This is a genomic window from Sphingopyxis alaskensis RB2256 (genome assembly GCF_000013985.1).
GTDB classification, from domain to species: Bacteria; Pseudomonadota; Alphaproteobacteria; order Sphingomonadales; family Sphingomonadaceae; genus Sphingopyxis; species Sphingopyxis alaskensis.
Map to the genome: position 1 here is coordinate 2,335,112 of NC_008048.1, position 12,912 is coordinate 2,348,023.

12 protein-coding genes are annotated in these 12,912 nt (G+C 65.0%); 2 read left to right on the top strand and 10 right to left on the bottom strand.

The window, feature by feature from the left end; translation table 11 throughout:
* Positions 1-18: 18 nt before the first annotated feature.
* Entirely contained in the window at positions 19-642 is a 624-nt protein-coding gene (locus tag SALA_RS11320; RefSeq protein WP_011542508.1) for a trimeric intracellular cation channel family protein, read from the bottom strand.
* Positions 643-731: 89 nt separating this feature from the next.
* Between SALA_RS11320 and SALA_RS11325 the strand changes: the two genes are divergently transcribed.
* On the top strand, positions 732-1,166 hold the full coding sequence (locus tag SALA_RS11325; RefSeq protein ID WP_237700866.1) for a GFA family protein: 435 nt from the start codon (positions 732-734) through the stop codon (positions 1,164-1,166).
* Between the two features lie 39 nt (positions 1,167-1,205).
* Here SALA_RS11325 and lpdA read toward each other — a convergent pair whose 3' ends face one another.
* From lpdA to mdh, 6 genes are all read right to left on the bottom strand, one after another.
* A complete protein-coding gene (gene lpdA, locus SALA_RS11330; protein ID WP_011542510.1) occupies positions 1,206-2,603 on the bottom strand; it encodes a dihydrolipoyl dehydrogenase in 1,398 nt (465 codons plus the stop codon).
* 44 nt (positions 2,604-2,647) lie between these two features.
* On the bottom strand, positions 2,648-2,941 hold the full coding sequence (locus SALA_RS11335) for a GIY-YIG nuclease family protein (RefSeq protein ID WP_084764735.1): 294 nt from the start codon (positions 2,939-2,941) through the stop codon (positions 2,648-2,650).
* A 133-nt stretch (positions 2,942-3,074) separates the two neighbouring features.
* Positions 3,075-4,289 carry a 2-oxoglutarate dehydrogenase complex dihydrolipoyllysine-residue succinyltransferase gene (gene odhB, locus SALA_RS11340; protein ID WP_011542512.1) on the bottom strand — a complete coding sequence of 405 codons (1,215 nt, stop codon included), beginning with the start codon at positions 4,287-4,289 and terminating at the stop codon, positions 3,075-3,077.
* A gap of 21 nt (positions 4,290-4,310) precedes the next feature.
* The gene (locus SALA_RS11345) at positions 4,311-7,133 is read right to left on the bottom strand and encodes a 2-oxoglutarate dehydrogenase E1 component (RefSeq protein WP_011542513.1); all 2,823 of its coding nucleotides are present in this window, start codon (positions 7,131-7,133) and stop codon (positions 4,311-4,313) included.
* A gap of 88 nt (positions 7,134-7,221) precedes the next feature.
* The gene (gene sucD, locus SALA_RS11350) at positions 7,222-8,112 is read right to left on the bottom strand and encodes a succinate--CoA ligase subunit alpha (protein ID WP_011542514.1); all 891 of its coding nucleotides are present in this window, start codon (positions 8,110-8,112) and stop codon (positions 7,222-7,224) included.
* A 125-nt stretch (positions 8,113-8,237) separates the two neighbouring features.
* Complete coding sequence (gene mdh / locus SALA_RS11355) at positions 8,238-9,200, bottom strand: malate dehydrogenase (protein WP_011542515.1); 963 nt, start codon at positions 9,198-9,200, stop codon at positions 8,238-8,240.
* Positions 9,201-9,484: 284 nt separating this feature from the next.
* Here mdh and SALA_RS11360 point away from each other — a divergent pair, with 284 nt between their 5' ends.
* Positions 9,485-10,528, top strand: a complete 1,044-nt coding sequence (locus SALA_RS11360; RefSeq protein WP_041383287.1) for a polysaccharide deacetylase family protein — start codon at positions 9,485-9,487, stop codon at positions 10,526-10,528.
* Here SALA_RS11360 and zapE read toward each other — a convergent pair.
* Genes zapE through SALA_RS11375 form a run of 3 tightly spaced genes read right to left on the bottom strand, consistent with a single transcriptional unit; the run spans position 10,481 to position 12,887 of the window.
* Positions 10,481-11,620, bottom strand: a complete 1,140-nt coding sequence (zapE, locus tag SALA_RS11365; RefSeq protein WP_011542517.1) for a cell division protein ZapE — start codon at positions 11,618-11,620, stop codon at positions 10,481-10,483. The genes SALA_RS11360 and zapE overlap by 48 nt on opposite strands.
* Positions 11,617-12,108, bottom strand: a complete 492-nt coding sequence (locus SALA_RS11370; RefSeq protein WP_084764737.1) for a PaaI family thioesterase — start codon at positions 12,106-12,108, stop codon at positions 11,617-11,619. The genes zapE and SALA_RS11370 overlap by 4 nt, the downstream gene beginning before the upstream one ends.
* Positions 12,105-12,887, bottom strand: coding sequence for a succinate dehydrogenase iron-sulfur subunit (locus tag SALA_RS11375; protein ID WP_011542519.1), 783 nt, complete (start codon positions 12,885-12,887; stop codon positions 12,105-12,107). Before SALA_RS11375 ends, SALA_RS11370 begins: the two co-directional genes overlap by 4 nt.
* Positions 12,888-12,912 lie beyond the last annotated feature (25 nt).

Below are 12,912 nucleotides of genomic sequence, written 5' to 3' on the forward strand. Positions count from 1 at the left end.
AATTAATGGGTCCTGACCCTAGCCCTCGCCGCGATGCCCGCGATAGGAGGGGAGCGCTAGCGACCAGTGGATCGCCGCGCCGCGCAGCGCAAAACCGGCGAGCGCGCCGACGACCGCCGCCACCGGCGTGCCGGCGCCAAGCCAGATCAGCAGCAGGAACAGCCCCGAGGCGAGCGCCGCGGCGGTCACATAGACTTCGGGGCGGACGATGATCGAGGGCACGCCCGCCAAAATGTCGCGGATCGTCCCGCCGACGCAGCCGGTGATCACGCCCATCAGCAGCGCCGGCACGGGCGGCACGCCCCACGCCAGCGCCTTTGCCGTGCCGAACACGGCATAGGCGGCAAGCCCCACCGCGTCGGCCCATTCGAGCAATTGCCCCTGCCACCAGCGTTCGGGCGTCACCCAAACGGTCAGCGCGATCGCGATGCACACCGCGGCAATCGCCCCATCCTGCACCCAGAAAACCGGCGCACCGATCAGCAGGTCGCGCACGCTGCCCCCGCCGACCCCGGTGACGAGCGCAAAGAAGGCGGCGGTCACGAGCGTCTGCCGCAGCCGCACCGCCATCAGCGCGCCCGACAGCGCGAAGACGCCGATGCCGATCAGGTCGAGCAGGCGAATGAGGGTCTGGGTTTCCATTATTTGCGGCGCTAACACTCGCCCCACAGTCGCACAATGGACGATGCACAAGGAGGTTGATGATGAAGGGTCGATGCGCTTGCGGGGGCGTGAGCTATGAACTGACGACGGCGCCGATGATCGTCCATTGCTGCCATTGTCGCCACTGCCAGCGCGAGACGGGAAGCGCCTTTGTCGTCAACGCGATGATCGAGAGCGAGCGGCTGCACGTCGAAGGAACCGTCGAGCTGGTGCTGACGCCATCCGAAAGCGGCCGCGGGCAGGAGATTGCCCGTTGCCCCGATTGCCGCATCGCGCTGTGGAGCCATTATCCGAAAGCCGGGCGCCGATCGTCCTTCGTGCGCGTCGGCACACTCGACGAACCGGCCACCTGCCCGCCCGACGTCCATATCTTTACGCGCAGCAAACAGCCGTGGGTTCAATTGCCCGCGGGCACGCCCAATTTCGCCGACATCTACCCCTCGCGGGAAGATGTCTGGAGCGCCGCGGCGATGGACCGGTGGCACGCGATGATGGCATCGTAACGCGCCGCCGCTCTCCCGCACCGACCAGATGTGCGCCGGTCAGATGTGGATCGGCTTGCCTGTCACCGCCATCGCGGCTTCCTTGATCGCCTCGCTGTGCGTCGGGTGCGCGTGGCAGGTATAGGCGATGTCTTCGGACGTCGCGCCGAACTCCATCGCCTGCGCCGCCTGCGCGATCATCGTGCCCGCGACGCTGGCGATGCACCACACGCCCAGCACGCGGTCGGTCCTGGCATCGGCGATCACCTTCACGAAACCGTCGGGTTCGTGGTTGGTCTTGGCGCGGCTGTTCGCGAGCATCGGGAACTTGCCGACCCTGACCTCACCCTTTTCCTTCGCCTGTTCCTCGGTCAGCCCGACGCCGGCGATTTCAGGCCAGGTATAGACGACCGACGGGATGACATCATGGTTCACGATCCCCGTCTGCCCTGCGATATTCTCGGCGCAGGCGATGCCTTCATCCTCGGCCTTGTGCGCGAGCATCGGCCCCGGCACGACGTCGCCGATCGCCCAGATGCCGTCGATCGCGGTGCGAAAATCATGGTCGATCTCGATCTGGCCGCGCTGGTTGACCTCCAGCCCCGCCTTGTCGAGCGCAAGGCCGTCGGTGTTCGGCCGCCGTCCGATCGACACGAGCACGACGTCGGCCTCCAGCGTTTCGGACTCGCCACCCGCCGCGGGTTCGAGCGTCAGGACGGCCTTCTTGCCCTTGACCTCGGCCTTCGTCACCTTGGTTTTCAGTTTGAACTCGATCCCCTGCTTCTTGAAGATCTTGTTCGCTTCCTTGCGCACATCGCCGTCCATGCCGGGCAGGATCTGGTCGAGAAACTCGACGCAGGTGACCTTGGCGCCCAGGCGGCGCCACACGCTGCCCAGCTCCAGCCCGATCACGCCGCCGCCGATCACGACCATATGCCCCGGCACCTTGGCGAGTTCGAGCGCACCGGTCGAATCGACGATCACGCCCTTGTCGTTATCGACCTCGACGCCCGGCAGCGGCGTCACCGACGATCCCGTCGCGATGATGATATTCTTCGCGCGATAACTCTTGCCCGCGACCTCGACACTGTCCTTCGACGTGAACCGGGCATAGCCCTTCAGCCAGTCGACCTTGTTCTTCCTGAACAGGAACTCGATGCCGCCGGTCAGCCCCTTGACCGCATCGCGGCGCTGGCCGTGCATGGTGTCCAGGTCAAGTTCGGGCTTCACCCTGATGCCCATCGCCGCCATCGACCCGTTCGCCGCGGCGTCAAAATACTCCGACGCGTGCAGCATCGCCTTCGACGGGATACAGCCGACGTTGAGGCAGGTGCCGCCCAGCGTCGCGCGCCCCTCGGCGCACGCGGTCTTGAGCCCCAGCTGCGCCGCGCGGATCGCCGCGACATAACCGCCGGGACCGGCACCAATGACAAGGACGTCGTAGTCGTAATCAGCCATGATTTACTCCATATGCGTTCCTGCGAACGCAGGAACCCAGGGCGTCAAAGGGATAGCCTGTCGAACAAATCCAGCCATTGCGGATTATCGCGTTCGATCAGTTCAATTTTCCACGCCCGCTTCCATTTCTTCATTTGCAGTTCGCGCTGACGCGCTTGCTGAATATCGTCGAACGCTTCGTACCAGACCAGCGTGTGGCAGCCATATTTCTTGGTGAAACTTTCCACCACCTCATTGCGATGCTGCCACACTCGCGCCAGCAGATCGCTGGTAACCCCAAGATATAACGTGCCGTTCCGCGCACTAGCCATCAGATAGAGATAGCCCGGCCGAGTCATATCGCACTTCCATGTTCCTGCGGAAGCAGGAACCCGGGGTTTGGTTGCACCGTCATTGCTCTCCACCCTGGACTCCTGCGTTCGCAGGAGAACAGCTCGAATATCTCCTGCGTGCGCAGCAGTTCACTTGGCCTTACAAATCGATCAGCAACCGCGTCGGATCTTCGATCGCTTCCTTGATCGTCTTGAGGAAGGTCACCGCCTCGCGGCCGTCGATCAGGCGGTGGTCATAGCTGAGCGCCAGATACATCATCGGACGGATCACGACCTGACCATTGATCGCGACCGGACGGTCCTCGATGCGGTGGAGGCCGAGCACCGCCGACTGCGGCGGGTTGATGATCGGGGTCGACATCAGCGACCCGAACACGCCGCCGTTCGAAATGGTAAAGGTGCCGCCCGCCATGTCGTCCATGGTCAGCGTGCCCTCCTTGGCGCGCTTGCCGAAATCACCGATCGTCTTTTCGATGTCGGCGAAGCTCAGCGTCTCGGCATTGCGGATCACCGGCACGACAAGCCCGCTCGGCCCGCTCACCGCGACCGAAATGTCCATATAACCATTATAGACGATCTCGTCGCCGTCGATGCGGCCGTTGACCGCGGGAATGTCCTTGAGCGCGAGGCACGCCGCCTTGGTGAAGAAGCCCATGAAGCCCAGCCGCACGCCATGCTTCTTTTCGAACAGATCCTTGTAGCGCGCGCGCGCTTCGATCACCGCCGACATGTCGACGTCGTTGAAGGTCGTCAGCATCGCCGCCGTGTCCTGCGCCGCTTTCAGCCGCTTGGCGATCGTCTGGCGCAGGCGGGTCATCTTGACGCGCTCTTCCTGACGGCCCGGCTCGGCGGGCGCTGCCGCCGGCGCGGGAGCCGAAGCAGGCGGGGTTTCGGGCGCCGCATTCGCCGCCGCGAGCACATCTTCCTTGGTCAGCCGACCGTCCTTCCCCGTCCCCTTGATCTTCGTCGGATCGAGCCCGTGTTCGAGGACGAGACGGCGCACCGCCGGCGACATGGTTGCAACGGTGTCGATGCCTGCACCCGCGGCGGGGGCGGTCGCGGCGGGGGCGGGCGCCGTCGTCTCGGCCTTCGCGGGGGCGGGCGCCGCCGCCGCATCGCCCGCTTCAACCGTCGCGATCACCGCACCGACATTGACCGTGTCGCCGACCGCAGCGAGCTGCTGCCCCATCACCCCCGCGACGGGCGAGGGCACCTCGACCGCGACCTTGTCGGTTTCAAGGCTGGCGATGGGCTCGTCGAGCGCGACCGCTTCGCCGGGCTTTTTCAGCCATTCGCCGATCGTCGCTTCGGTGACGCTTTCGCCCAGCGTGGGGACTTTGACTTCGGTGCTCATAGATGCAGTTCCTTAGGGGGATCAGGCTTTGTTCTTGGTGCGGCGGATTTCGGCGCGAACCGACAGGCCGAGCGCATCGGCGACCAGCGCCGACTGTTCGGTCTGGTGGCGGCTCATCAGGCCGGTCGCGGGCGATGCTGCGGAGGCGCGGCCGGCATAGCGCGGGCGCATGCCCTTCTTGCCCGCTTCGGCCAGCGCTTCCTCGATCAGTTCGCCCACGAAGAACCAGGCGCCGTTGTTGCGCGGCTCTTCCTGCGCCCACACGACATCCTCCAGCTTCGGCATCCGCCTCAGCCGCACCGCGAGCGCCTCGCCGGGAAAGGGATAGAGCTGCTCGATGCGGATCACCGTCGTATCGGTGAGGTCGGCGGCATCGCGCGCCTCCATCAGGTCGTACCCGACCTTGCCCGAACAGAGCACGACACGCTTGATGTCGGCATCGGCGGGCGGCGTGCGGTCGGACATGATGCGGCGGAAATGCGCGTCGCCGATGAAGTCGCTGCGCCGCGACACCGCAAGCTTGTGCCGCAGCAGCGACTTGGGCGTCATGATGATGAGCGGCTTGCGGAACGAGCGCAGCATCTGGCGACGCAGGACATGAAAATAGTTCGACGGCGTCGAGATATTGCACACCTGGATATTGTCACCCGCGCATAATTGCAGGAAGCGTTCGAGGCGCGCCGAGCTATGTTCGGGGCCCTGCCCTTCATAGCCGTGGGGGAGCAGCATCACGAGCCCGTTGGCGCGCAGCCACTTGGCTTCGCCCGCCGCGATGAACTGGTCGATCATGATCTGCGCGCCGTTGGCAAAGTCACCGAACTGCGCTTCCCACAACACAAGCGATTTCGGGTCGGCCATCGCATAGCCATATTCGAAACCGAGCACGCCATATTCGCTCAAGGGACTGTCGAGCACCTCGAACCGACCGTGCGGCACGCTGGTCAGCGGGATATATTTTTCCTCGGTCTTCTGGTCGACCCAGACCGCGTGACGCTGGCTGAAGGTGCCGCGGCCCGAATCCTGGCCCGACAGGCGCACCTGATAGCCCTCGCTGAGCAGGGTGCCGAAAGCAAGGCTTTCGGCGGTCGCCCAGTCGAACACCTCGCCATCATCCTTGTCAGCGAACATCGCGGCGCGCGCGTCGATGACGCGGCGCAGCGTCTTGTGAACCTCGACATCGGCGGGGATCGTGGTCAGCGTGCGGCCGATCGAATCGAACAGCTTTTCGGTCACGCCCGTCGCGATGTTGCGGCGCGCATTTTCGGGGTCGGTCGGCGCATAGAGCCCCGACCAGCGCCCGGCGAACCAGTCGGCCTTGTTCGGCTTGTAGCTTTTGGCCGCCTCGAAATCGCTTTCCAGCCGCGCGACCAGTTCGGCGCGGCGCGCGTCGGCCCAGCCCGGCTCGATCACGCCTTCGGCCTCCAGCTTCGCGGCGCACAGCTGCGACACCGGCGGGTGCTTGCGGATGCGTTCGTACATCAGCGGCTGGGTGAACGAGGGTTCGTCGCCCTCATTATGGCCGAAGCGGCGATAGCACCACATGTCGATCACGACGTCGCGCTTGAACTGCTGGCGGAAATCGATCGCGAGCTTGCACGCAAAGGTCACCGCCTCGGGATCGTCGCCGTTGACGTGCAGAATCGGCGCCTGCACACCCTTTGCCACGTCGGACGGATAGGGGGACGATCTGGCGAATTGCGGACTTGTCGTGAAACCGATCTGGTTATTGACGATGAAATGGATACAGCCGCCGGTATTATAACCGCGAATCCCCGAAAAACCGAGGCATTCCCAGACGATCCCCTGCCCTGCGAAGGCGGCGTCGCCGTGGATGAGCACCGGCAGCACCTGCTCATGCTTGACGAGGTCGTCGCGCACAACCTGCTGCGCGCGCACCTTGCCGAGCACGACCGGATCGACCGCCTCGAGGTGCGAGGGGTTGGGCACGAGCGACATATGCACCGAAATCCCGTCGAACTCGCGGTCGGTCGAGGTGCCGAGGTGATATTTGACGTCGCCCGACCCGCCGATGTCGTCGGGATTGGCGCTGCCGCCGGCAAATTCGTGGAAGATGACCTGATAGGGCTTCGCCATGACATTCGCGAGCATGTTGAGCCGCCCGCGGTGTGCCATGCCATAGACGATTTCCTTCACGCCATATTGGCCGCCATATTTGATGATGGCTTCCATCGCGGGGATCATCGCCTCGCCGCCGTCGAGCCCGAAGCGCTTGGTGCCGACATATTTGCGCGCGAGGAACTTCTCCCATTCCTCGGCCTCGATCACCTTGCTGAGAATGGCCTGCTTGCCACGCTGGCTGAACTCGACGCTCTTGTCGGCGCCCTCCATGCGGTCTTGCAGGAAACGCCGTTCCTCGACGTCGGAAATATGCATATATTCCAGGCCGACATGGCCGCAATAATTGGCCTGCAAAATCGCGACGATCTCACGCACCGTCCCCTTTTCGAGCCCCAGCGCGCCGCCCAGCCAGATCGGCCGGTCGAGGTCGGCACCGACGAAGCCGTGATATTCGGGAGTCAGGTCGGCGGGCAGTTCGCGCTCGCTGAGCCCGAGCGGATCGAGCCTGGCGGCGAGATGCCCGCGCACGCGATAGGTGCGGATCAGCATCATGGCGCGGATCGAATCATTCGCCGCGCGCTCGACCTCGGCATTCGACAACGGCGCGCCCGCCTTTGCCGCCGCGGCCTTGACCGCAACCTGCATCTGCTGCGGGTCGAGCGCGGCGGTCAGATCGTCGCTGTCGATCAGCGGCCAGTTCTTCGGCGCCCAGCTCGGGCCGGCCTGCGGCTCGTCGAGGTCGAAGCTTTGTCGTTCGAGGTTCATTTGTTTTTCCACGGGGGGGGGGGGTAAGGAGTGGATTTTATATGGGGAGCGGAGACCCGCCGACAAAGGGCGTCGGCGGGCCGTCAGTTCAGACGCGTTCCTTCAGCACTTCGGCGAGCGTCGTGCCGAGTTCCGACGGGCTCGCCGACACCTTGATGCCCGCGGCTTCCATCGCCGCAATCTTGCTTTCGGCGTCGCCCTTGCCGCCCGACACGATCGCGCCGGCATGGCCCATGCGGCGGCCCGGCGGTGCGGTGCGGCCCGCGATGAAGCCGGCCATCGGCTTCTTGCGGCCGCGCTTGGCTTCGTCGATCAGGAACTGCGCCGCCTGCTCCTCGGCATCACCGCCGATTTCGCCGATCATGATGATGCTCTTCGTCGCGTCATCGGCGAGGAAGAGTTCGAGCACGTCGATGAAGTTGGTGCCGTTGACCGGGTCGCCGCCGATGCCGACCGCGGTCGTCTGGCCCAGCCCGACGTTCGAGGTCTGGAACACCGCTTCATAGGTCAGCGTGCCCGAGCGCGAGACGACGCCGACGCTGCCCTTTTTGAAGATGTTGCCGGGCATGATGCCGATCTTGCACTCTTCCGGCGTCAGCACGCCGGGGCAGTTCGGGCCGATCAGCCGCGATTTCGAGCCCGACAGCGCGCGCTTCACCTTGACCATGTCGAGCACCGGAATGCCCTCGGTGATGCAGACGATCAGCTCGACCTCGGCGTCGATCGCCTCGAGGATCGAATCGGCCGCGAACGGCGGCGGCACATAGATGACCGACGCGGTCGCGCCGGTCGCATGTTTCGCTTCTTCGACGGTATTGAACATCGGCAGGCCGATGTGTGTCGTGCCGCCCTTGCCCGGCGTCACGCCGCCGACCATCTTCGTGCCATAGGCGAGCGCCTGTTCGGTGTGGAAGGTGCCGGTGGCACCGGTCATCCCTTGCGTGATGACCTTGGTATTCTTGTCGATGAGAATGCTCATGGATTTCGTTCCGTTTCTCGTGCCCCTGCGAAGGCAGGGGCCCATCTCCAGATATTTGATTCACCGGCCCGTCCGACCTGTCGAGCGCGGGCGACGGGCCCTGCCTTCGCAGGGGCGCAAGCTGTTTACGCGAGGCTGGGATCGAGCTTCTTGCAAGCTTCCAACAGTTCCTTGACCGCGTCGACCGAAACCTGAAGCCCCGCCTTGTCGGCGTCGTCGAGTTCGATCTCGACGATCTTCTCGACCCCGCCCGCACCGATCATCACCGGCACGCCGACATAGAGGCCGTCAACACCATACTGACCATCGACATAGGCGGCGCAGGGCAGGATGCGCTTCTGGTCGCCCAGATAGGCTTCGGCCATCGCGATGCCGCTGGCGGCGGGCGCATAGAAGGCCGAGCCGGTGCCGAGCAGCGCGACGATTTCGCCGCCGCCGCCGCGCGTGCGCTTGACGATCGCGTCGATCTTGTCCTGGCTCGACAGGCCCATCTTGACGAGGTCGGGAACGGGGATGCCGTTGACGGTCGAATAACGCACGACGGGAACCATCGTGTCGCCATGACCGCCGAGCACGAAGGTGTTCACATCCTTCACCGACACGTCGAATTCGTCGGCGATGAAGTGGCTGAAGCGCGCCGAATCGAGCACGCCGGCCATGCCGACGACCTTGCTGTGCGGCAGCCCCGAGAACTCACGGAGAGCCCAAACCATCGCGTCCAGCGGATTGGTGATGCAAATGACAAAGGCGTCGGGGGCGTTGGCCTTGATGCCCTCGCCCACGGCCTTCATGACCTTCAGGTTGATGCCGAGCAGATCGTCGCGGCTCATCCCCGGCTTGCGAGCGACACCCGCAGTGACGATGATGACGTCGGCACCCGCGATGTCGGCATAATCGTTCGAGCCGCTGATCTTTGCGTCAAAGCCCGCGATCGGGCCGACCTGCGACAGGTCGAGCGCCTTGCCCTGCGGCACGCCTTCGACGACGTCGAACAGGACGACATCGCCGAGTTCCTTCTGCGCGGCGAGCAGCGCCAGCGTTCCGCCGATATTCCCGGCTCCGATCAATGCGATCTTCTTGCGTCCCATGGCGCGCGGCACTCCCTTCCTGGCAAGCCCGGCATTGGTTCACAGACCGGCGGGAGCACGGGCCAAAGCTCCGCTGCCGGTCCCAAGACTGGCGACGCCCCTACGCCGATTCCGTTAACGAAACAACCGGGAAAAGCGGGATTTTCAGCCTTTTTTTGCTATTAGTTCGCAATATCTTTTGTCAATGAGCCCGCAGTCCGGCGATCGCGATCGCCCGTTGCGCCTGAGCTTTGCCGCAGCGGCAGATTAACCCTCCCTTATCCCCGTTTTGTTACGCGCGAGCGGTGACGCGCGCGATCATCAGCTTCGACACCGAATTGTCGGCGGGCCTCTATCAACGGGGCGAGGGCGCGCGCGCCAATTTCGAAAGCTCGATCCTCGGCCGCTGCCGCGAGGGCGATTTCGGCATCATCTTCCAGATGGACATGCTCGAAAGATACGGCCTCCAGGGCGTGTTCTTCGTCGATCCGATGCCCGCGCTCGTCCACGGGCCGTCGATCGTCCGCGACATCGTCGCGCCCATCGTCGCGCGCGGGCACGAGGTGCAGCTTCACATCCACACCGAATGGCTCGCCTTCGCGCGCTTCAATCCCGTCGGGCGGCTCACCGGGCGCAATATCGGCGATTTCCCGCTCGCCGCGCAGAAAAAGCTGATCGGGCTGGCGGCGGACATGCTGGTGCGCGCCGGCGCGCCCGACCCGGTCGCCTTTCGCGCCGGCAATTTCGGCGCCAACGACGATACGCTGCGCGCGCTCGCGGCGCTGGGTTTCGCCTATGACAGCAGCTTCAACGGCGCCTATCTCGGCCATGGTTGCGACATCGCACTCGACCGCACCAATATCGGGATGCGAATGCACCATGGCGTGTGCGAAGTACCGGTCAGCGGCCTCATGGACCGCGCCGACAGCTTTCGCCCCGCGCAGCTGTGCGCCATGTCCGAAGAGGAAATGCGCGATGCGTTGGCTCATGCGGCGGCCAGCGGCGCGATCCAGTTCTCGGCCTTCAGCCACAGTTTCGAGCTGTTGAGCCGCGATCGCGCCGTCGCCAACCGGCTGGCGATCGCACGCATGGAGGCATTGTGCGCGGCGGTCGCCGCCGATCCCCGCGTGACCAGCGGCGGCTTCGCCGACCTGCCCCCGCCCCCCGCGCAGCCGGGCGCCATCCGACTGCCCGAACCGCGTCCGCTCCGCACGTTGCGCCGCACCGCAGAACAGGCCGTTGGGCACCTCGCCCACGAGGTGCGTTACGTCCGCAGCCTCGCCTATGTCACCGCCAACACCTCACGCTGGGGGAAGATTGCCGGGGGAATCCTCCTGGCCATGGCCTAGGGCGAGGTAGTCGTCCGACTGCATCTCCGCGAGGCGGCTCGCCGTGCGCTCGAACTCGAACGCGCCGTCGCCCGCGACATAAAGCTGGTCGGGCATCGCCGCAGCGCTCGCGAGCAGCTTGACCTTATATTCGTAAAGCGCGTCGATCAGCGTCACGAAGCGCGCGGCCTCGTTGCGATTCTCCGGTCCCATGCGCGGGATGCCGACGATGATCACCGTGTGAAAGTGCCGCGCGACCGCCAGATAGTCCGACGCCCCGCGCGCCTCCGCACAGAGTCGCTTGAACGAAAATACCGCCACGCCCTTCAGCGCCTTCGGCACATGCAGCGTCCGCCCGCCCCCGACATCGAGGTCGAGCGAAGGGACGTGCGCGCGGTCCTCGGGCGGATAGTCGGTGAGGCGGAAAAAAGCGGCCGAGAGCGCGGCGCTCGCCTCCTCATCGGCGGGCACGAACCAGCGCGCACCGTCCCCCAGCCGGTCGCGGCGGTAATCGGTCGGGCCGTTCAGCCCCATCACCTCCAGCCGTTCCTCGACCAGCGCGATGAAGGGCAGGAAATGCTCGCGATTGAGCCCGTCCTTGTAGAGATCCTTCGGCGGCCGGTTCGACGTCGCGACCATGGTTACGCCGCGGTCGATGAGCGCGGTGAACAGGCGCGAGAGGATCATCGCGTCGGCGCTGTTGTTCACGACCATTTCGTCGAAGGCGAGGCAGCGGACATTCTCGGCCAGCGCCTCGGCGACGAGCGGGATGGGATCGCCGCTCTCGCTTTTGCGGACTTCGCGCATCCGCGCATGAACATCGAGCATGAAGGCGTGGAAATGGACGCGCCGCTTCCGCTCGATCGAAAGCTGGTCGTAGAAGAGGTCCATCAGCATCGACTTGCCGCGCCCGACCGCGCCCCACAGATAGACGCCGCGCAGCGCCTCGGGCTTGCGGCCCGCGAGGCGCCACAGCAGGCTGCCGCGCTTCGGCACCGCCTGCAATTCCTCCTGCAACTGGTTCAGCCTGACCGCGGCGGCGCGCTGCTCCGGGTCGGGGCGCAGCTCGCCCGCGGCGACGAGCGCGTCGTAAGCAGCAAGAACGCTGGTCACCCGGTGCTGGCCTTGCGGATCGTTCCGGCAAAACTCAGCACGATATGGCTGTCATCGGCGCCCTGCACGACCAGCCCACGCAGGAAGATCAGCCGCCCCGTTTCGCGTACCAGTTCGACCACCGCGTCGAGCGGCTCACCGACGCGGCCGGCGCCGACGAACTGCGTCGACAGGTCGAGCGTCACCGAATGACCGGCGTTGAGCGAGCCGAATTGGTGCGACGCCGCGAACAGCGCGATATCGACGAGCGCCAGTGTCACCGCGCCATGGACATTGTCGCCCAAATTGCTGTGCTTGCGTTCGGGGACCATGCGCACCCGCGCGCGCGGACGGCCATCGGGCGTCGGCGATTCGAGGCGCACCGTCAGCGGCTCGATGAAGGCGTTGAAGCGCGTCGCGTCTTTCAGATCCCAGCTGATCCAGCCGCCGTCCAGCTCCGCGGCGCTGAAATGATCGCGGCGCTTCGGTTCCTCGATCCCGTCGTTCACACCTGCCGCTCGGCCTCCAGCTTCTTGATCTCCGCGATCGCGCGCGCGGGGCTCAGCCCCTTCGGGCACGCATTGGCGCAGTTCATGATCGTGTGGCAGCGATAGAGGCGGAACGGGTCTTCGAGTTCGTCGAGCCGCTCGCCGGTCATCTCGTCGCGGCTGTCGGCAAGCCAGCGATAGGCCTGGAGCAGGATCGCGGGGCCGAGGAACTTGTCGCTGTTCCACCAATAGCTCGGGCAGCTGGTCGAGCAGCAGGCGCACAGGATACACTCGTACAGCCCGTCGAGTTTTTCGCGCTCGGCGGGCGATTGCAGCCGCTCCTTGCCGCTCGGCGTCGTCGTCTTGGTCTTCAGCCACGGCTCGATCGACGCATATTGGGCGTAGAAATGGGTAAAGTCGGGGACCAGATCCTTGATGACGTCCATCGCCGGCAGCGGGGTGATCGTGATGTCGCCCTTCAGATCCTCGATCGCGGTCGTGCAGGCGAGGCCGTTCTTGCCGTTCATGTTCATCGAACAGCTGCCGCAGATGCCTTCGCGGCACGAACGGCGGAAGGTCAGCGTCGAATCCTGCTCGCTCTTCATCTTGATGAGCGCGTCGAGCACCATCGGGCCACATTTCTCGGTGTCGATCTCGAACGTGTCGAAATGCGGGTTCTGCCCCTTGTCGGGATCGTAGCGATAGACTTTGAACCGTTTGACGTGGGTCGCGCCTTCGGCCTTGTGGACCTTGCCGCCCTTTTGCGGGCGGCTGTTCTTGGGCAGGCGGAATTCGGCCATGTCGGGCTCCCATGATGCAGTCGCG

What these genes read in the sequence shown, in the direction of transcription:
- SALA_RS11375 (WP_011542519.1), bottom strand. Translation starts at nt 12,887, where the DNA reads ATGGCCGAATTCCGCCTGCCCAAGAACAGCCGCCCGCAAAAGGGCGGC.
- sucD (WP_011542514.1), bottom strand. Translation starts at nt 8,112, where the DNA reads ATGAGCATTCTCATCGACAAGAATACCAAGGTCATCACGCAAGGGATG.
- lpdA (WP_011542510.1), bottom strand. Translation starts at nt 2,603, where the DNA reads ATGGCTGATTACGACTACGACGTCCTTGTCATTGGTGCCGGTCCCGGC.
- SALA_RS11345 (WP_011542513.1), bottom strand. Translation starts at nt 7,133, where the DNA reads ATGAACCTCGAACGACAAAGCTTCGACCTCGACGAGCCGCAGGCCGGC.
- odhB (WP_011542512.1), bottom strand. Translation starts at nt 4,289, where the DNA reads ATGAGCACCGAAGTCAAAGTCCCCACGCTGGGCGAAAGCGTCACCGAA.
- mdh (WP_011542515.1), bottom strand. Translation starts at nt 9,200, where the DNA reads ATGGGACGCAAGAAGATCGCATTGATCGGAGCCGGGAATATCGGCGGA.
- SALA_RS11335 (WP_084764735.1), bottom strand. Translation starts at nt 2,941, where the DNA reads ATGACTCGGCCGGGCTATCTCTATCTGATGGCTAGTGCGCGGAACGGC.
- SALA_RS11320 (WP_011542508.1), bottom strand. Translation starts at nt 642, where the DNA reads ATGGAAACCCAGACCCTCATTCGCCTGCTCGACCTGATCGGCATCGGC.